The 19267-nt window shown below is 43.9% G+C and carries 21 protein-coding genes; all 21 read left to right on the top strand.

What is annotated here, in order from left to right:
- Nucleotides 1-3: 3 nt before the first annotated feature.
- The 21 genes from hepT to ES017_RS08410 all read left to right on the top strand — a co-directional run bounded on the left by hepT (nt 4) and on the right by ES017_RS08410 (nt 19246).
- Nucleotides 4-966: a heptaprenyl diphosphate synthase component II gene (gene hepT, locus ES017_RS08510; protein ID WP_021095012.1), complete on the top strand. Its 963-nt coding sequence runs from the start codon at nt 4-6 to the stop codon at nt 964-966.
- A 121-nt stretch (nt 967-1087) separates the two neighbouring features.
- Nucleotides 1088-1534, top strand: a complete 447-nt coding sequence (gene ndk / locus ES017_RS08505) for a nucleoside-diphosphate kinase (protein ID WP_009373682.1) — start codon at nt 1088-1090, stop codon at nt 1532-1534.
- A gap of 100 nt (nt 1535-1634) precedes the next feature.
- Nucleotides 1635-2405, top strand: a complete 771-nt coding sequence (locus tag ES017_RS08500; protein ID WP_021095011.1) for a CheR family methyltransferase — start codon at nt 1635-1637, stop codon at nt 2403-2405.
- Nucleotides 2406-2513: 108 nt separating this feature from the next.
- Nucleotides 2514-3683, top strand: a complete 1170-nt coding sequence (gene aroC, locus ES017_RS08495) for a chorismate synthase (protein ID WP_021095010.1) — start codon at nt 2514-2516, stop codon at nt 3681-3683.
- Nucleotides 3683-4822 (top strand): 3-dehydroquinate synthase, encoded by a 1140-nt coding sequence (gene aroB, locus ES017_RS08490; protein WP_021095009.1) that lies wholly within the window; start codon nt 3683-3685, stop codon nt 4820-4822. Before aroC ends, aroB begins: the two co-directional genes overlap by 1 nt.
- Nucleotides 4782-5162 (top strand): chorismate mutase, encoded by a 381-nt coding sequence (gene aroH, locus ES017_RS08485; protein ID WP_021095008.1) that lies wholly within the window; start codon nt 4782-4784, stop codon nt 5160-5162. The genes aroB and aroH overlap by 41 nt, the downstream gene beginning before the upstream one ends.
- Before the next feature lie 168 nt (nt 5163-5330).
- Nucleotides 5331-6836, top strand: a complete 1506-nt coding sequence (gene trpE, locus ES017_RS08480; protein ID WP_021095007.1) for an anthranilate synthase component I — start codon at nt 5331-5333, stop codon at nt 6834-6836.
- Nucleotides 6829-7839 carry an anthranilate phosphoribosyltransferase gene (gene trpD, locus ES017_RS08475; RefSeq protein ID WP_021095006.1) on the top strand — a complete coding sequence of 337 codons (1011 nt, stop codon included), beginning with the start codon at nt 6829-6831 and terminating at the stop codon, nt 7837-7839. Before trpE ends, trpD begins: the two co-directional genes overlap by 8 nt.
- A complete protein-coding gene (gene trpC / locus ES017_RS08470; RefSeq protein ID WP_021095005.1) occupies nt 7832-8593 on the top strand; it encodes an indole-3-glycerol phosphate synthase TrpC in 762 nt (253 codons plus the stop codon). Before trpD ends, trpC begins: the two co-directional genes overlap by 8 nt.
- On the top strand, nt 8590-9225 hold the full coding sequence (locus tag ES017_RS08465) for a phosphoribosylanthranilate isomerase (protein WP_021095004.1): 636 nt from the start codon (nt 8590-8592) through the stop codon (nt 9223-9225). The genes trpC and ES017_RS08465 overlap by 4 nt, the downstream gene beginning before the upstream one ends.
- Nucleotides 9219-10415 carry a tryptophan synthase subunit beta gene (gene trpB / locus ES017_RS08460; RefSeq protein WP_021095003.1) on the top strand — a complete coding sequence of 399 codons (1197 nt, stop codon included), beginning with the start codon at nt 9219-9221 and terminating at the stop codon, nt 10413-10415. Before ES017_RS08465 ends, trpB begins: the two co-directional genes overlap by 7 nt.
- Nucleotides 10412-11254, top strand: coding sequence for a tryptophan synthase subunit alpha (trpA, locus tag ES017_RS08455; RefSeq protein ID WP_021095002.1), 843 nt, complete (start codon nt 10412-10414; stop codon nt 11252-11254). Before trpB ends, trpA begins: the two co-directional genes overlap by 4 nt.
- The gene (gene hisC, locus ES017_RS08450; RefSeq protein ID WP_021095001.1) at nt 11196-12311 is read left to right on the top strand and encodes a histidinol-phosphate transaminase; all 1116 of its coding nucleotides are present in this window, start codon (nt 11196-11198) and stop codon (nt 12309-12311) included. The genes trpA and hisC overlap by 59 nt, the downstream gene beginning before the upstream one ends.
- Complete coding sequence (locus tag ES017_RS08445) at nt 12293-13396, top strand: prephenate dehydrogenase (protein WP_021095000.1); 1104 nt, start codon at nt 12293-12295, stop codon at nt 13394-13396. The genes hisC and ES017_RS08445 overlap by 19 nt, the downstream gene beginning before the upstream one ends.
- A 14-nt stretch (nt 13397-13410) precedes the next feature.
- A complete protein-coding gene (gene aroA / locus ES017_RS08440; protein WP_021094999.1) occupies nt 13411-14697 on the top strand; it encodes a 3-phosphoshikimate 1-carboxyvinyltransferase in 1287 nt (428 codons plus the stop codon).
- An 89-nt stretch (nt 14698-14786) separates the two neighbouring features.
- Entirely contained in the window at nt 14787-16040 is a 1254-nt protein-coding gene (locus ES017_RS08435; protein ID WP_021094998.1) for a tetratricopeptide repeat protein, read from the top strand.
- Between the two features lie 31 nt (nt 16041-16071).
- Nucleotides 16072-16596, top strand: coding sequence for a ReoY family proteolytic degradation factor (locus tag ES017_RS08430; protein ID WP_021094997.1), 525 nt, complete (start codon nt 16072-16074; stop codon nt 16594-16596).
- A gap of 105 nt (nt 16597-16701) precedes the next feature.
- On the top strand, nt 16702-17136 hold the full coding sequence (locus ES017_RS08425) for a YpiF family protein (protein ID WP_021094996.1): 435 nt from the start codon (nt 16702-16704) through the stop codon (nt 17134-17136).
- Nucleotides 17137-17265: 129 nt separating this feature from the next.
- Nucleotides 17266-17775: a Rieske (2Fe-2S) protein gene (locus tag ES017_RS08420; RefSeq protein WP_021094995.1), complete on the top strand. Its 510-nt coding sequence runs from the start codon at nt 17266-17268 to the stop codon at nt 17773-17775.
- Between the two features lie 3 nt (nt 17776-17778).
- Entirely contained in the window at nt 17779-18453 is a 675-nt protein-coding gene (gene qcrB / locus ES017_RS08415; protein WP_006319468.1) for a menaquinol-cytochrome c reductase cytochrome b subunit, read from the top strand.
- Between the two features lie 25 nt (nt 18454-18478).
- On the top strand, nt 18479-19246 hold the full coding sequence (locus ES017_RS08410) for a menaquinol-cytochrome c reductase cytochrome b/c subunit (protein ID WP_021094994.1): 768 nt from the start codon (nt 18479-18481) through the stop codon (nt 19244-19246).
- Nucleotides 19247-19267: the final 21 nt, after the last annotated feature.

Genomic DNA, 19267 nt, shown 5'->3' with positions numbered 1-19267 from the left:
GTGATGAAGCTAAAAGCGATGTATTCGTTTTTAAATGGAGATTTAAACCGAATTGAAGAACAATTAAAAATGACGGTGCAAACGTCTGATCCGCTCGTCAATGAAGCATCGTTGCATTTGCTTGAGGCGGGCGGAAAGCGCATTCGTCCGGTTTTTGTTTTACTTGGTGGACAATTTGGCACATATCATTTTGAGAAAATGAAACGGGTAGCTGTTGCTCTTGAACTCATTCATATGGCTTCTCTTGTCCATGATGATGTCATTGATGGCGCGATGTTACGACGCGGAAAAGAGACGATTCAAGCGAAATGGGGCGACCAATTTGCGATGTACGTTGGCGATTATTTGTTCGCTCGAGCGCTTGAACAAATGTGTGAAATTGATGATCCTGTTGCCCATCATATTTTAGCGAAAACCATCGTCGAAGTATGTCGTGGAGAAATCGAACAAATTAGCGACAAATATCGCTTTGACCAAAATTTGCGTCGCTATTTACAACGAATCAAAAGAAAAACAGCTCTACTTATTGCGGCAAGCTGTCAGCTTGGTGCCGTCGTTGCAGGGGCGCCTGAAGCGGTTCATAAAAAGTTGTATTGGTTTGGCTATTACGTTGGAATGTCTTTTCAAATTACAGACGATATTCTTGACTTTATCGGAACAGAAAAACAACTCGGCAAGCCAGCAGGCAGCGATTTATCGCAAGGAAATGTGACGCTCCCTGTTTTGTACGCGATGAAGGAACAGACGTTAAAAGAACAAATTATAAAAGTAAACGAACATACAACAAGTCATGAAATGGCGCACGTGATTGATGGCATTAAGCGAACAGACGCCATTGAAAAATCATATGAGCTCGGAGATCGCTACTTACAAAAAGCACTTCACACATTACAAAAACTGCCACGCAACCGTGCTTGGACGGCACTTTACAACATTGCGAAATATATCGGAAAACGGAAATATTAGACGTATGAAAAGAAAAAATTAAATCGTTTTCATGGCGAATATTGCTAATTTGCATACAAGGTGGTATAATTGCGGAGGAGTGAATTCCAATACATAACGTATCAGGGGTGGAGAATTCGTCATGGAAAGAACATTTCTAATGGTCAAACCAGATGGGGTACAACGCGGTGTCATTGGTGACATCGTTGCGCGTTTTGAGCGCAAAGGCTTTCAGCTTGTAGGCGCAAAGCTCATGCAAGTATCGCGCGAGCTTGCTGAACAACATTACGCAGAGCATAAAGAGCGCCCGTTTTTTGGTGAACTTGTTGAATTTATTACGTCCGGTCCAGTATTTGCGATGGTATGGGAAGGCGAAAACGTCATCGCTACAGCTCGTCAAATGATGGGGAAAACAAACCCGCAAGAAGCGTTGCCTGGGACGATTCGTGGTGACTTCGGTTTAACGGTCGGAAAAAATATTATTCACGGTTCTGACTCAAAAGAGAGCGCAGCGCGCGAAATTCAACTATTTTTCAAAGAAGAAGAGCTCGTTTCTTACAGCAAACTGATGAACGAGTGGATATACTAATAAAAAGGTAGGCACACGCCTATCTTTATTTTTTTATTTCTGTTTTTTCACATTTTCGTTATACTGTATTTATGAAAGAAAAGGAAGAGGAGTTTTTTGTATGAGTGATTATCAACAATTTATTGCAAACGTGAAACGAAAAACAGGTATTGATTTAGCGTTGTATAAAGAAGCGCAAATGAAACGGCGCTTAACTTCTCTGTACGAAAAAAAAGGATTTAAAAATTTCGATGAATTTTTTCGGGCGATGAATCATGATCAAGCGTTGTTCCATGAGTTTTTAGATCGCATGACGATTAATGTATCTGAATTTTTCCGCAATGTGAAACGATGGGAAGTGCTTGAAAAAAAGATTATTCCAAAACTTCTTGAAAAAAACAAACGATTAAAAGTATGGAGCGCTGCCTGCTCGACAGGAGAAGAGCCGTATACGTTGGCCATCATTTTGTCCAAATTTATGCCGCTATCGCAAGTCAGTGTGCTAGCGACTGACATTGATGATAACGCAATGGCTCGGGCGAAGCTCGGCATTTATATGGAGCGTTCCCTTCAAGAAGTGCCAGAAGATGTAAAGAAAAAATTTTTTGTCAAAGAAGGATCTCATTACAAAATTATTGATGACATTAAACGAACGGTCACATTTAAAAAACATAATTTGCTTGCCGACCCGTTTGATGCGAATTTCGACTTAATCGTTTGCCGCAACGTGCTCATTTACTTTACGGAAGAAGCAAAACACGAATTGTATTTGAAATTTAATGGCGCTCTTCGTCCGGGAGGAATATTTTTTGTCGGTAGCACGGAACAAATTTTTAATCCGACTGCATACGGTTTTGAAGTGGAAGATACGTTTTTTTATCGAAAAATGTAGCCGCGGCCGAACTCGGTCGCTTTCTGTGTAATTAAGGGGTTACGTCTGTAGAAAAAATGTGCTATATTCATACATAATCGCTTTAAAGAGATGAAGGGAGAGAGGGAATTGCGGTATTTAACAGCTGGTGAGTCTCACGGTCCACAACTCACAACAATTATTGAAGGTGTTCCGGCAGGATTGACGCTTTTCGCAGAGCATATTAACGAAGATTTAGCGCGTCGGCAAAAAGGATACGGTCGCGGACGACGCATGCAAATTGAAAAAGACGAAGTGAAAATTTTAAGCGGGGTGCGACACGGGAAAACGCTCGGTTCTCCAATTACCCTTGTCGTTGAAAATCGCGATTGGAAACATTGGACGAACATTATGGGCATTGAACCGTTAGTTGACGATACAGAAGAAGTGAAAAGAAAAGTGACGCGTCCACGTCCAGGGCATGCAGATTTAAATGGGGCGATAAAATACGGCCACCGCGATATGCGCAATGTGTTAGAGCGCTCGTCAGCGCGTGAAACAACGGTGCGCGTCGCTGCTGGTGCGGTAGCGAAACGAATTTTGTCGGAGTTAGGCATTCGTATCGCAAGCCACGTCGTTGAAATTGGAGGAGTCAAGGCGGAGCATATCGCATATACATCGCTTGAAGAGTTGCAACGAGTGACAGAGCAATCTCCTGTTCGCTGCTTTGATGCAGAAGCGGAAAAAAAGATGATGGCGGCCATTGATGAAGCGAAAGAAAAAGGTGATTCGATCGGTGGAATTGTCGAAGTCATTGTGGAAGGTGTTCCGACTGGCGTTGGAAGCTACGTCCATTATGATCGCAAGTTAGATGCAAAAATTGCCGCAGCTATTGTAAGCATTAATGCGTTTAAAGGAGTTGAGTTTGGCATCGGCTTTGAAGCGGCACGCCGCTTCGGAAGTGAAGTGCATGACGAAATTATATGGAGCAAAGAAACGGGATATACGCGAAAAACGAATCGACTTGGCGGATTTGAAGGTGGCATGACGACAGGGATGCCAATCGTTGTGCGCGGGGTGATGAAGCCGATTCCGACGTTATATAAACCGCTTATGAGTGTCGATATTGAAACGAAAGAACCGTTTGCCGCAAGCATTGAACGTTCAGATAGTTGCGCTGTCCCTGCCGCAAGCGTTGTCGCTGAAGCAGTAGTGGCGTGGGAAATTGCCGCAGCCATTGTCGAACAATTTGGACAAGATCGCATGGATCTGATTATCCAAAATGTCGAAAACATGCGTCGGTACGCAAAGGAGTTTTAATGATGAAACGCATTCACATCGCTACGCCGTCGAAACGATATGAAGTCGTCATTGGGAATGAATTATTGCACATGATGGATCGGATGATTGATCGCGTTTGCCCGCATGTGACAGCTGTGCTCATCATTACAGATGAAACGGTCGCTTCGCTTTATTTAGCTGATGTGCAACAAGCTCTTCATCAAACATATGACCGTGTGTACGCGCATGTGATTCCAAGCGGGGAAGAGGCGAAGTCGTTTGAACAATTTTATGCTTGTCATACCGCAGCGTTAACAAACCATTTAGATCGTGATTCATTAATTGTTGCCCTCGGCGGAGGGGTCGTTGGAGATTTAGCTGGTTTTGTCGCAGCGACATATATGCGTGGCATTCGGTTTGTTCAAGTGCCGACAACGTTATTAGCGCACGATAGCGCTGTTGGAGGAAAAACGGCCATCAATCATCCGCTTGGGAAAAATATGATTGGTGCTTTTTATCAGCCTGAACTCGTTTTTTATGATATTTCTCTTCTGTCCACCCTCCCAAAAAGAGAAATGCGATCTGGTTTTGCGGAAATTATTAAACATTCCTTAATTTATGATCGCGCTTTTTTTGGCTGGTTACAAGCGAACGTAGAAAAGATAGAGGATTTGAATGGCGAACGATTACAATATGCGATTCAAAGAGGAATTGAAATTAAAGCGGCAGTTGTCTCACAAGATGAGAAAGAGCATGGGGTTCGCGCCCACTTGAACTTCGGTCATACGCTTGGTCATGCGCTAGAAAGCGAGCTCGGGTACGGAGTGATGACGCATGGAGATGCGGTTGCCCTCGGGATGTTATTTGCCATTTTTGTCAGTGAACGTTTTTACAACCAACCGCTTTTTTACTCGTCGTTTCGGACGTTATTTCATCATTACGGCTTTCCGACTTCGCTTCCATCACACGTATCGCCTGAACGTTTGCTTGAAAAAATGAAAAAAGATAAAAAGGCGAAAGATCAAACGGTGCGCATGGTGTTAATGAAAGAGATCGGAACGGTATGTGTAGAACAGATAAGCGATGAACAATTGTTGCAATGGTTATACGCGTTTGCCGAAGAAGGAGGGGAAACATGTGATTCGAGCGATTCGCGGGGCAACGACTGTGAGCAATAACGATGAACGAGAGATTGTCGATGAAACGAAACGATTGTTAATAGAAATGATCCGCCAAAACGATGTGAACGCAGAAGACGTCGTATCGGTACTCATTTCGATGACCGATGATTTAAACGCCACGTTCCCGGCGAAAGCGTTGCGTCATCTCGATGGATGGACGTATGTTCCAGTGATGTGTATGCGCGAAATTAACGTTCCGCATGCATTACCGAAATGTATTCGCGTCATGATGACTGTACATACGAAGCGAGCGCAGCAAGATATTCATCACGTATATTTACGCGATGCAATCCAGCTTCGGCCGGATCTGCAGTTGACAAAAAAGTCAGACATATAATATGATGGTTTATAAGTTAGCTGAGTAGAGTAAGAGTTGAGTAGAGAATGAGTGAGAGCGGAGCAGAGGATCGTTAAGGTACGTATGCCTAAAGACTGCCCGTCTTTAGGCTTTTTTGTTTCCTCTTTGTTTCCCCTCATGTTCATTCTCCGAGAAAGGAGAACGATCATGAATATATCTACATTTTTGCAGACAGCTTCCCAATTTCGGACGATTCCGATTGTGCGTCGGTTTTTCGCTGACACGCTTCAACCGATTCAACTATTTATGTCTTTACGCGATGAGGCAGCCTTTTTGCTTGAAAGTGGAGACGACGTGTCGCCTTGGTCTCGCTATTCATTCATCGGCATTCGGCCGTTCATGTCCATTGAAAGCGATGATGGCAAACAATTTTTTGTAAAAGAACAAAAACAAGTGTTAGCGTGCACCGGGACGATTCAAGAGGCGTTTGCTATTATGCAGCAACATCTTCACGTTCAACTGTTATCATTAGACGTTCCATTTCGTGGGGGAGCTGTTGGTTATATTAGCTACGATTTTATTTCTTCTATTGAGAAAGTTCCTTATCATGCGTATAACGATTTACAAATGAAAATCGTTCATTTCGTCGTTTGTGAATCACTTTTTGCGTTTGATCATGTAAAAAAAGAGTTGTTGCTTATCCATTATGTGCGTGTACAAGAAACAGATGACGAGGCAAAGCGAGTAGAAAAGTATGAAGCTGCATGTCGAACAATCGATGAGCTTGCGCGCAAAATGGTTCAAGGCTGTAATGAACAAGCACATATGATGTTCGATCGAAATATTTCGGTTTCGTTTGATCGTGTTCATTCGAATATGGATCGACAGACGTTTTATAAAGCGGTGGAAAACATTCAATCATACATTGCAAGCGGAGATGTGTTTCAAACGGTTTTGTCGCAACGATTTGCGATCGAAACGTCCATTGATGGACTTGAGCTATATCGATTATTGCGTCTATTAAATCCATCGCCGTATTTATTTTATTTACAACTCGGTGAAGAACAAATTATCGGCAGCTCTCCGGAAAAGCTCATCCAAGTACGAAATCGGGAACTTGAGATCGATCCGATCGCTGGCACGCGTCGTCGCGGAAAAGATGAACGAGAAGATGCTGTGCTTATGAATGAGTTGCTTCATGACCCAAAAGAGCGAGCGGAACATTATATGCTTGTCGATCTTGCCCGCAATGATATTGGTCGCGTCGCTATGTATGGAACGGTTCGTACACCGCAATTTATGCAAGTGGGGAAGTTCTCGCATGTCATGCATTTAATTTCAAAAGTAACGGGAACGCTTCGGAAAGACGTTCATCCGCTTGATGCGTTAATCGCTGCTTTTCCTGCTGGAACGGTGAGCGGGGCACCGAAAATTCGTGCGATGCAAATTATTCAAGAGTTAGAACCGACGGCACGCAACGTATATGCAGGGGCGATTGCATATATCGGCTTCGACGGCAATATTGACTCGTGCATCGCCATTCGAACGGCGGTGTTAAAAAATAAAGTAGCATATGTGCAAGCAGGGGCGGGAGTCGTTGCTGATTCATTGCCCGAGCTAGAATGGAAAGAAACGAGAAATAAAGCGAGCGCTTTAATTCATGCGATTCAGCTTGCAGAGCACGTATTTAAAGGAGGAGAACAACGTGTTTGAACAGTTGCTGCATAAATGTGCGAGAAGCGAAACGTTAACGGAGCATGAGGCGTATGAAGCGATGCATGCGATGATGAGCGGGGAAGTGGATGAAAAGCAAGTGGCAGCTTTTTTAGCTTTATTACGGTTTCGCGGTGAAACGGTCGATGAGCTTGTCGGCTTTATTCAGGCGATGCGCGACCGAATGCGGACGGTTTCCCTTGGGGAATCGGTGATCGATACGTGTGGAACAGGTGGAGACGGAAAAGGGACGTTTAACATTTCGACAGCCGTCGCTTTGCTTGTTGCTTCGCTCGATGTCGCAGTTGCAAAACATGGGAATCGGGCGGTTTCATCAAAGAGTGGAAGCGCAAATGTCATTGAACATTTTCACATTCCGATGCCGAAAACGGAAGAAGAAGCAAAAAAAGCGTTGCGTACACATCGACTCGTCTTTTTATTTGCTCCATTTTATCACGAAGCGATGAAGCACGTTGCCCCTGTTCGTCAAAGTTTAAAAATGCGAACGGTATTTAATTTGCTTGGACCGCTCGTTAATCCGGCTCAACCGAAACGACAAGTGATTGGTGTACATGATGAAAAAGATGCGCGAAAAATGGCGGAAGCGTTGTGGCGAATCGGAACCGAACATGCCGTATTCGTTACAAGCCGCGACGGCTTAGACGAATGTAGCATTGCTGCCGAAACAAAACTCATTGAACTAAAAAACGGACATATGATTGAACGCATCATCGCTCCCGAACATGTAGGTTTACCGCGCGGGCGGTTGTCCGACATATGTGTTCATAGTGTAGATGAAAGTGCCCAACTCATTGAGCGCGTGTTTGCAAACTGCGCGAATGAAAGTGCAACTCATGTTGTTTTACTAAATGCGGGTGTTGCTTTATATGTCGCTGGTGTTGTGTCGAATATTTCAGATGGAGTAAATATGGCAAAACGTGCGATTGAGAACGGCAATGCATATGCGTATTTACAAAGATTAAGAGGTGAACTATATGCTTGAAACGATTTTGCAAACGAAAAGAGAAGAAGTGGCATCGTTACAATTACCAGAACCGTGCGAACGATTTTCTCGTCGCTCGTTTTATGACGCATTAGCAAAGCCGCATCGCTTTTTAGGGTTAATTGCGGAAGTGAAAAAAGCATCGCCGTCGAAAGGCGTCATTCGACAACATATGAATGTCGTTGATATTGCACGTGCATATGAACAAGCAGGTGCGGATGCTGTGTCTGTATTAACAGATGAACGATATTTTGCTGGTCATCGCTCATATGTCACGCAGGTGAAAAAACATATTCAAATACCGGTTTTACGTAAAGACTTTATTATTGATCGCAAACAGCTTGTTGAAAGTGTCCGTATTGGGGCAGATGCAATTTTGCTCATCGGTGAGGCGCTCGATCCAAGTGTTTTACACGAATTATATGAAGAAGCGCACGAAATGGGATTGCACTGTTTAGTGGAAGTGCATGCTCCAAACACGGTAGAGGCCATTTTAAAACGGTTCACACCGAAAGTGATCGGCATTAATAACCGTGACTTAATGACGTTTCATACATCGCTTCATGTAACAAAACAAATCGTTCCGCTATTGCCAAATTGCATCATTGTTAGTGAAAGCGGCATCCACACATTCGATGATGTGCAGACGGTACAACAAGCAGGTGCACATGCGATGCTCGTCGGCGAAGCGCTCATGCGCAAGCCAGATGTTCGGGCGGCTGTTTATGAATTGTTTGGGGAGCGTTGTGTATGACCGTTTTGAAATATTGTGGCAATCGCTCGTTGCAAGATGTGCAACTTGTTGCAAAAAGCGAAGCAGACTACATCGGATTCGTGTTTGCTGAAAGTAAGCGGAAGGTCAAACCGCAACATGTAAAAAGATGGCTATCTGTCGTTCAACTAGAAACGAAACAAATTGTTGGCGTCTTCGTTCATCCAACAATGACGTCTGTCGCTTCTGTTCTTGCGCACGTTCCTTTATCGATCATTCAATGTCATGGGATGGAGACGACTCAAACGGTAAAGCAATTAAAAGAAACGTTCCAACTTCCTGTTTGGAAAGCCATTCATCATGCCCCAGAGGCGTGGACATATATGCGCGTTTGGAAAGGAATAGCCGACGGTTTTGTTATTGATAGCGGCCGAAAAGGAGCATGGGGTGGAACAGGTATCTCGTTTGATTGGAGCGTTGTTCCTTATTACATGGAAGAAGCGAATCGCCAAGGTGTACCTTGTTTCATCGCAGGGGGAATTACGCCGGATAACGTTGAACAATTGTTGGCATATGAGCCGTTCGGGATAGACATTAGTAGCGGAATTGAAGAAAATGAGCGAAAAAGTGAACAAAAAATAAAAACAATCGAACAGAAGGTGAAAACATGTTGACATTACCAAATGAACGCGGCCGTTTTGGCATGTTTGGTGGAAAATTTGTGCCTGAAACATTAATGCGTCCGTTAGCTGACATCGAACAACAACTGCATGAAGCGTTAGCTGATCCTTCGTTTCACGCTGAATATATGCGCCATTTGTATGAATATTCGGGACGACCGACCGCTTTAACGTTTGCAAAAAACTTGACAGAACGATTAGGCGGGGCGAAAATGTACTTTAAACGTGAAGACTTAAACCATACAGGTGCTCATAAAATTAACAATGCCATTGGGCAGGCGTTGCTAGCGAGACGAATGGGAAAAAGAAAAATTATTGCTGAAACAGGGGCAGGGCAACATGGAGTAGCTGCGGCGACCGTTGCCGCTCGTTTTGGCATGGAATGCAAAGTATTTATGGGCGAAGAAGATGTGAAACGGCAAGCATTAAATGTCTTTCGCATGAAATTGCTTGGTGCGCAAGTCATTCCGGTGACAAGTGGCAATCGTACGTTAAAAGATGCGACAAATGAAGCGATTCGTTATTGGGTCGAGCATTGTGATGATCATTTTTACATGATTGGCTCTGTCGTTGGACCTCATCCGTATCCGATGATGGTACGGGAATTTCAACGCATTATCGGGGAAGAAGCGCGCGAACAAATGTTAAAAGCAGAAGGAAAACTTCCTCATACAATTATCGCTTGTGTTGGTGGAGGGAGTAACGCGATCGGCATGTTTCATCCATTTTTAGACGATGACGTGGAATGTATCGGTGTTGAAGCGGCTGGAAAAGGTGTGCATACAACGGAACACGCCGCCACAATCACAAAAGGAACAAAAGGTGTCATTCACGGTTCGCTCACATACGTATTGCAAGATGAGCACGGTCAAATTACAGAACCGTATTCGATTTCAGCCGGTTTAGATTATCCAGGTGTCGGACCGGAGCATGCGTATTTAGCACACATTGGACGCGTTCGCTATGAAAGTGTCACAGATGAAGAAGCGATCGCTGCCCTTCAAATGACAGCAGAAATGGAAGGGATCATCCCAGCTATCGAGTCCGCACACGCGCTCGCCAAAGCGTTTCAAATCGCTCCCCTTCGCTCACGAGAGGAAATCATTCTCGTTTGTTTATCAGGAAGAGGGGATAAAGATGTGCAGACAGTGATGAACTATTTGGAAGGGGATGAACAGGAATGAAACATTTTATTCCATTTATCGTGGCGGGCGATCCGTGTGAAGAAGTGACGATTGATTTAGCGATCGCTCTTGAGCAGACAGGGGCAACGATGTTAGAGCTTGGCGTTCCTTATTCTGATCCGCTTGCAGACGGACCGATTATTCAGCGAGCAGCGAGTCGGGCGTTGAAAAATGGCATGACGTTAACAAAAGCGCTTACTCTCATCGGTCAAATGCGAAAAAAAGGTGTAAAAATTCCGATTATTGTCTTTACGTATTATAATCCTGTGTTACAATTAGGAGAAGAACGCTTTTTTGCTTTAGCGCAACAAAACGGTGCGAGCGGTGTGCTCATTCCAGATTTGCCTTTCGAAGAGAGCGAGCATATGAGAACGTTAGGCGAAACGTACGACATCCCTTATATTTCACTTGTCGCTCCAACGTCTAATGAACGCATCGCGATGATTGCATCGAAAGCACAATCGTTTTTATATTGTGTTTCATCATTAGGTGTCACAGGTGTTCGGGACTCGTTGCCGACAAAATTGCACGAATTTTTGCAACAAGTGAAATCATATAGCCGTGTTCCCGTTGTCGTCGGATTCGGCATTTCGACAGCAGAACAAGTGGAGCGACTTCAGCATGTATGTGATGGAATCGTCATCGGCAGCGCCATTGTACAAAAAATTGAACAACTTCAAGACGAATTGAACGATGTGCATACACGTCAAGAGGCGCTTCGCGTTTTTTCACAATACGTCGCTTCGCTCATTGAACCACTGAAAATGAGGGTGAGAAAAAATGAAAGTGAAACAACAACTAAAACAACTAAAACCGTATCAACCGGGCAAACCGATTGAAGAAGTAAAACGCGAATATCAATTAGAAACGGTCATTAAGTTAGCATCAAATGAAAATCCGTACGGTTGCTCATCGCTCGTTCAGCAAGCGATCACTGCCGAGCTTGCTCATTTGGCGTTGTACCCTGACGGATATAGCCGAGCGTTGCGCGAGGCGCTCGCTAAGCATGTTGGCGTCAATGAAAAGCAACTCATTTTTGGAAACGGGTCGGATGAAGTTGTTCAAATGATTTGTCGCGCTTTTTTACAAAAAGGAACGAACACGGTGATGGCTACACCAACGTTTCCGCAATATCGTCATAACGCGATCATCGAAGGTGCAGAAGTGCGTGAAATTCCGCTTCGAGACGGACATCATCATTTAGAAGCGATGCTTGAAGCGATCGATGACGATACGCGCGTCGTTTGGATTTGTAGCCCAAACAATCCGACAGGTACGTATGTCAATGACGCTTCTTTGCGTGCATTTTTAGAAAAAGTACCGAAACATGTGCTCGTCGTTGTCGATGAAGCGTATTATGAATACGTGCAAGCGGATGACTATCCAAATACCGTTTCTTTGCTTCAACAATATGAAAATATAATGATTTTACGCACGTTTTCAAAAGCATACGGGTTAGCCGCGCTTCGTATCGGATACGGCATTGGACATGAGCATATGTTACAAGCGATGGAGCCAGCACGCGAGCCATTTAATACATCACGTCTTGCGCAAGTCGCTGCATTAGCCGCATTAAACGACCAAACATTTATTCAACAATGTGTCCAAAAAAATAAACAAGGGTTAAACGAATTTTATTCTTTTTGTGATCAATACGGTTTGCACTACTACAAGTCCGAGGGAAATTTCATTTTAATTGATTTTGGCTTTAGCGGTGATGAAGTGTTTACGTATTTGCTTCAACGTGGCATCATTGTACGTTCAGGATGCGCTCTCGGTTTTCCGACAGCTGTGCGCATTACAGTCGGATCGGCAGAACAAAACGAAACGATCATCCGAGCGTTAACAAACATGTTGAAAGAAAGAAGGGAAAAACTTTGCGAGGAAACGTTTTAATTGCCGGTCTCGGCTTAATTGGCGGTTCGATTGCGCTTGCGATCAAGCGGGTGCATCCGGACGCGACAATGATTGGGTATGACGTATCAGGCGAGTCGTTGCGTTTGGCTCGCTCACTTGGCGTAATTGATGAAGCGGTACCGTCGTTTGCTCATGCGGCTTGTGAGGCGGATGTCATCGTGCTTGCTGCACCTGTTGCCCAAACGGAACAATTGCTTCGTGAATTAGTCGCTCTTCCTTTACGACCAGACGTCATTGTCACAGATGTTGGGAGTACGAAAGAGCGCATTGTGAAACAAGCATGGCCGTTATTAGAACAAGGAGTCACGTTTATCGGCGGACATCCGATGGCCGGTTCACATAAAAGCGGAGTTGCGGCTGCGCGGGCACACTTGTTCGAAAATGCCTTTTACATTTTAACACCGACAGAACATGTAAAAGAAGAACAAATCACGCGATTAAAGCGATGGCTTGAAGGAACGAAAGCACACTTTGTTACATTAACACCGAAAGAACATGATCGCATCGCTGGCGTCATTAGCCACTTTCCGCACATCATTGCGGCAAGCCTCGTTCACCAAGCGCAACAGTACGAACGGGAAGATGAGCTTGTGAGTCGATTAGCGGCAGGTGGTTTTCGTGATATTACGCGCATTGCTTCTAGCAACCCAGAAATGTGGCGCGATATTTTCATACATAATAAAGAGGAATTGCTACATTTGTTTGATCGTTGGATAGAGGAAATGAAAAAAATTCGTACGTACGTTGCGGACGGTGATAGCGAACGGATTTATCAATACTTTCGTGAGGCGAAACAGTTTCGTGATGGGCTGCCTGTCCGAACGAAAGGAGCGATTCCTTCCTTTTACGATTTATATGTTGATGTGCCAGACTATCCGGGGGTTATTTCTGAAATTACCGGTTATTTGGCAAAAGAGCGTATTAGCATTACAAACATTCGCATCATTGAAACGAGAGAAGATATTTACGGTGTGCTTCGTTTAAGTTTTCAAACAGAAGATGATCGGCAACGCGCGAAACATTGCATTGAAGCAAATACGAACTACGAAACGTACGTTGTGTAAAAGAGGGTGAAATTGTGAATTTAAAAACAAATATCCATGCGTTACGAGGAGAAATTGCTGTTCCAGGTGATAAGTCTATTTCCCACCGTGCCGTTATGTTTGGAGCATTGGCGAATGGAACGACACGGGTGACAAACTTTTTAACAGGGGAAGATTGTTTAAGTACAATAGATTGTTTTCGGAAAATGGGTGTAGCCATTGCGCAACAAGGAAATGAAGTGATCATTGAAGGAAAAGGAATTGACGGTTTAAAAGAGCCTACACATATATTAAACGTCGGCAACTCAGGTACAACGACACGTTTATTGTTAGGCATTTTAGCTGCTTGTCCGTTCCATGCTTGTTTAATTGGGGATGATTCGATCGCTAAACGGCCGATGGATCGTGTGACAAAACCGTTAAAACAAATGGGCGCACACATCGATGGAAGGGAACAAGGACGATACACACCGTTGGCGATTCGTGGCGGACAACTCCAGCCAATCACATATCATTCCCCAGTGGCAAGCGCGCAAGTGAAATCGGCCATTTTGCTTGCAGGGTTGCATGCGGACGGAACGACGACAGTAATCGAACCACATCAGTCGCGCGATCATACTGAGCGAATGTTGCGGGCATTTGGTGCAGCTGTGCGCGTGGATGGACTGAGCGTCTCTATTACGGGACGGCAAACGCTTCGTGCGATCGATATAGAAGTGCCAGGGGATATTTCTTCAGCAGCTTTCTTTTTAGTCGCTGGTGCGATCGTTCCAAACAGCGAAATTACGCTAAAGCACGTCGGAATAAACGCGACGCGCACAGGGATTATTGATGTGTTAAAAGACATGGGAGCAGACGTTTCCATCGAAAACGTTCGCCACGAAGAAAGTGAACCGGTAGCTGACATCACTGTTCGCACATCGGCGTTAAAGGCAACGCATATTGGTGGTGACATTATTCCGCGATTAATTGATGAAATTCCAATCATTGCTCTTTTGGCAACGCAAGCAGAAGGAACGACAGTCATTACAGATGCGAGCGAGTTGAAAGTGAAAGAGACAGATCGAATTGCGACGGTCGTGTCTGAATTGCGAAAGCTTGGCGCACATATTGAAGCGACAGAAGACGGAATGATTATTCATGGGAAAACGCCGCTGCATGCGAACGATGTTCTCGTCGATAGTTATGGCGACCATCGCATCGGCATGATGTTAGCGATCGCATCGTGCATCACAAAAGGACATGTCACTCTTCAACGTCCGGAAGCGATAGCAGTGTCATATCCGACGTTTTTTGACCATCTCCGCATGCTACAAAGCTGATTCGATCATGGATCAGCTTCTTTTTTTGCATGCTTATTTGTTCGATGGTATGATAAAGCGTGACGATATGAATGATAAGGGTGAGATTGATGGGAAAACTAGATGAAATCGTGCAACTCGTTGAACAAGGTGACGTTGAACGCGCGTTAGCGCTTGCGGAGGAAGTGAAACAAAACGGAAGCGATGAAGAGCGATATATGTTAGCTGATCAATTGTTTTCATGGGGGTTGTTAGAAGAAGCGGAAGCGCTCGTTCACATGTTGCTTGCGCGCTATCCAGATGAACGTGAACTGCAACTTTTTTTAGCAGAAATATATACAGAAATGGATAAAGAGGAAGAAGCGCTTGAGTTGTTGATTGATATAGAAGAAGACGATCCGTATTACGTGTGCGCGTGCTTGTTAATGGCAGATCTTTATCAAATGCAAGGGTTAGATGAAGTAAGTGAGCGAAAACTATTAAAAGCGTACGAAAAAATGCCCGACGAACCGCTTGTTCAATTTGCGTTAGCTGAGCTATATTTTACGAGCGGACAATATCAAAAAAGCTTGCCGTATTATGAGAAAGTCATGAAGCAAGTAAAAACGATGGCAGGTACAGTAATCGCCCAGCGCATGGCGGAAGCATACAGTTTGCTCGGTGAATTTGAACAAGCGATGTTTTATTATGAGCAAGCATTAAATGAACGTTTCGATGCTCACACGTTATTTCAATACGGATTTACGGCATATCAAGCGGAAGCATATAAAACAGCGATTGCCAAACTAAGTGAGTTAAAGGCGCTTGATCGCGAATACGTGCCGCTTTATTTATTTTTAGCGAAATCGTATGAACAAGAAGGAGATATACAACAAAGTTACGAAATAGCAAAAGAAGGGTTAACGATTGATGAATGGAATAAAGAATTGCTCGTATATGCTGGAAAAATTGCATTGAAGCTTGGGAAGCGGGAAGAAGCGATCGGGTATATCGAGCAAGCGCTTCGTATCGATCCAGGCTATTTAGAAGCGTTGTTCATACAGACAAGCTTGCTGTTTCACGAAGAACGGTACGAAGATGTCGTCCGTATCATTCAACAAGCGCTCGATCAAGGGGAATACGATCCGCAATTTGAGTGGGAGCTTGCGAAAGCGAAGCAAAAGCTTGAAATGTATGATCAGGCATTAAATCATTATGAAGAGGCATATACTTTTTTTAAAGATGACCCAAACTTTTTATATGATTTTGGCTATTTTTTATTTGAGGAGGGAAGAAGAGAAAGGGCGAAAGACATATTTGAACAACTATTGCGTATTGATCCGACAAACGAAGAGATTGCCCACATGATGTTGCAATTTGAATGAAGATGTCATTCGGATGCAAGGGGGGAAGGGAATGGTTTCCGTTCGGGAGAAAAAAGAGTTCGTGCGCTGGTTTTTAAACAATTACCAATTAAAACGGCGCGAATGTGTATGGATTTTAAACTATTTACTTAGCCATGATGCGCTGATGGAAAAAGTGCATTTTGTAGAACATGCTGAATATTGCCCGCGCGGCATGATGATGTCGACACATTGTGTAGACGACGTACCGTTTCGGTTTTATAAGCAAAACGTCATCACGACGGATGCAGAAAAATCGTTTCACGACATTCGGTTAAACCGCGATGAAGACATTTACATTCAATTAAACTTTCGCGGGGCCTTTCATTCGCCACAATATGTGGCGGTGCTTGAAGAAAATCCGTACATGCCAAAACGGGTGAATAAACAAGATGAACAACTGGTAGAAACAATCGTTCATCAATCGATTCAACATTTTCAACGGCAAAAAATTATGCGATTAATTGACGAGGCGCTTGATCAGCAAGATGAACAAAAATTTCGCGAGCTGACCGAACAATTAAAAGCGTTGCGTTAACCTCGTGGTTTCGCAACGCTTTTTACGATGCATATATTTTTCACAAAATGTTCAAAAAAATACATATGCGTTTCGTGTAAGATGGAAACATAAGGAGTGGTTTCAATGAAATGGACAGCAAAAGATGTAGATGCGTATCATCAAGCAAAAGAGTATGTTGATACAGCGCTCGTTCCGTGCATACCGATAGGAAGCACAAATATGAAAGCGTTTGCTGAAATGAGCGAGCATACGTTGTTTATTACAAATGAAGTAGAACGACAGTTTAAAGGGAGGGTGATGCTATTTCCACCATTGACATATTTCGTACAAGAACAAATCCAAGCGCGCGTGCATGAATGGACAAACGTGCTTAAACAAGCGGGATTTCAACATGTATGTTTTGTCACTTCACATGCGGACGTTGCTGATGATTCGTTTATTTATGTACCAGCGCTTCCGCTTGAACATGCGGATGAGGAATATAAGCAAAAAGTTGCTCGTCAACAAGTGGAACAAGTAATGGATGCGTTAGTCGCAAAATGGACGTTAAAAAATTAGATAGCGTTTACACTATCATTATATTGACCTTGGTGGAAACATGATATATCATTAGGTTGTCCTAGTTTTATATATGTGTTATAACAATTCGTCCGGATGGACTTAACTTCGCATAGAGGGGGGAAAACGATGAGCGAGAAAAAGCATCGCGTGTCAAGACGGCAATTTTTAAACTACACGTTAACAGGTGTAGGCGGATTTATGGCGGCTGGCATTTTATCACCGATGGTGCGCTTCGCCTTAGATCCGATCTTGAAAGAAGAAGCTGGGCAAGATATGGTTGCGGTTGCCCAAGTAAAAGACATTACGACAGAGCCACAGCGCTTTGACTTTAAAGTAAAAGTAAAAGACGCGTGGTACGAATCAGAAGAGCCAAGATCTGCTTGGGTATTTAAAGATGAAAAAGGGGATATCGTTGCGCTATCACCAATTTGTACACATCTTGGCTGTACGGTAAACTGGAACGGTGAAAAAAGCAATCCGAACCGTTTCTTCTGTCCTTGTCACTACGGTTTATATGAAAAGGACGGAACGAACGTGCCGAACACACCGCCAACGGCTCCATTGCATCGATATGAGTACGAAGTAAAAGATGGCACGTTGTATTTAGGGAAAGCGAAACCACGAGGGGAGGCGTAATACATGCTTAATAAGATTTATGATTGGGTTGACGAACGGCTAGATATTACGCCTTTGTGGCGCGATATCGCAGACCATGAAGTGCCAGAGCACGTAAACCCTGCGCATCACTTTTCTGCCTTTGTTTACTGCTTTGGTGGATTAACATTTTTCGTGACAGTCATTCAAATTTTATCTGGTATGTTTTTAACGATGTATTACGTACCAGATATTAAAAACGCTTGGGAATCTGTTTATTACTTACAAAACGAAGTAGCCTTTGGACAAATTGTGCGCGGCATGCATCACTGGGGAGCAAGTCTCGTTATCGTGATGATGTTTTTACATACGTTGCGCGTATTTTTCCAAGGTGCTTACAAAAAGCCACGTGAATTAAACTGGATCGTTGGCGTACTTATTTTTATGGTCATGATGGGTCTTGGTTTCACAGGCTACTTATTGCCTTGGGATATGAAAGCGCTCTTTGCGACGAAAGTAGGATTGCAAATTGCTGAGGCGACACCAGTAATCGGTCCAGCGATTAAAACGTTATTAGCGGGTCATCACGAAATCGTTGGGGCACAAACGTTAACGCGCTTCTTTGCGATTCACGTCTTCTTCTTGCCTGGAGCGTTATTAGGATTAATGGCTGCACACTTCTTAATGATTCGGAAACAAGGAATTTCTGGTCCACTGTAAAATTTAGCATAAGGGAGGGAACACTATGCATCGCGGAAAAGGGATGAAATTTGTCGGCGACTCGCGCGTACCTGCAGTACGCAAGCCGAACATTCCGAAAGACTATTCCGAATATCCGGGGAAAACAGAGGCGTTTTGGCCGAACTTTTTATTAAAAGAATGGATGGTCGGCTCCGTCTTTTTAATCGGCTTTTTATGTTTAACCGTTGCGCATCCGTCGCCACTTGAGCGAATTGCGGATCCGACAGATACAAGTTATATTCCGCTTCCAGACTGGTACTTCTTATTCTTATACCAACTATTGAAGTACTCGTTTGCATCTGGTCCATATACAGTTGTTGGAGCGATTATTATTCCTGGGCTTGCGTTTGGAGCGCTATTGCTTGCGCCGTTTTTAGATCGTGGTCCAGAACGTCGTCCATCAAAACGTCCAGTTGCTGTCGGGATGATGTTGCTTACGCTTGCGGCAATCATTTTCTTAACATGGGAATCTGTCGTCACGCACGACTGGGAAGCAGCGGCTGAGCAAGGAAAAATTCGTGCGGAAGTAGACATTGACAAAAATGCAGAAGGATATAAAATCTTAGAAGCAAATACATGTTTAACATGTCACGGTGAAAACTTGCAAGGGGGCCCAGCGGCACCATCGCTCGTTGGCACAGGATTATCTCCTGAAGAAGTTATTAATATTGTTAAAAATGGTCAAGGGAGCATGCCTGCAGGTATTTTCAAAGGTACAGATGAAGAATTGCAAAAACTTGCAGAGTTTGTCGCCGGTTTAAAAGCAGAATAATGTGTAAAAGCTGACTGAACA

It is taken from the genome of Anoxybacillus sp. EFIL (assembly GCF_013096955.1).
In the GTDB taxonomy this organism is placed as follows: Bacteria; Bacillota; Bacilli; order Bacillales; family Anoxybacillaceae; genus Anoxybacillus; species Anoxybacillus ayderensis.
Note: the sequence above shows the minus strand (reverse complement) of the source record. Positions and strands in the feature narration are given on the sequence as shown.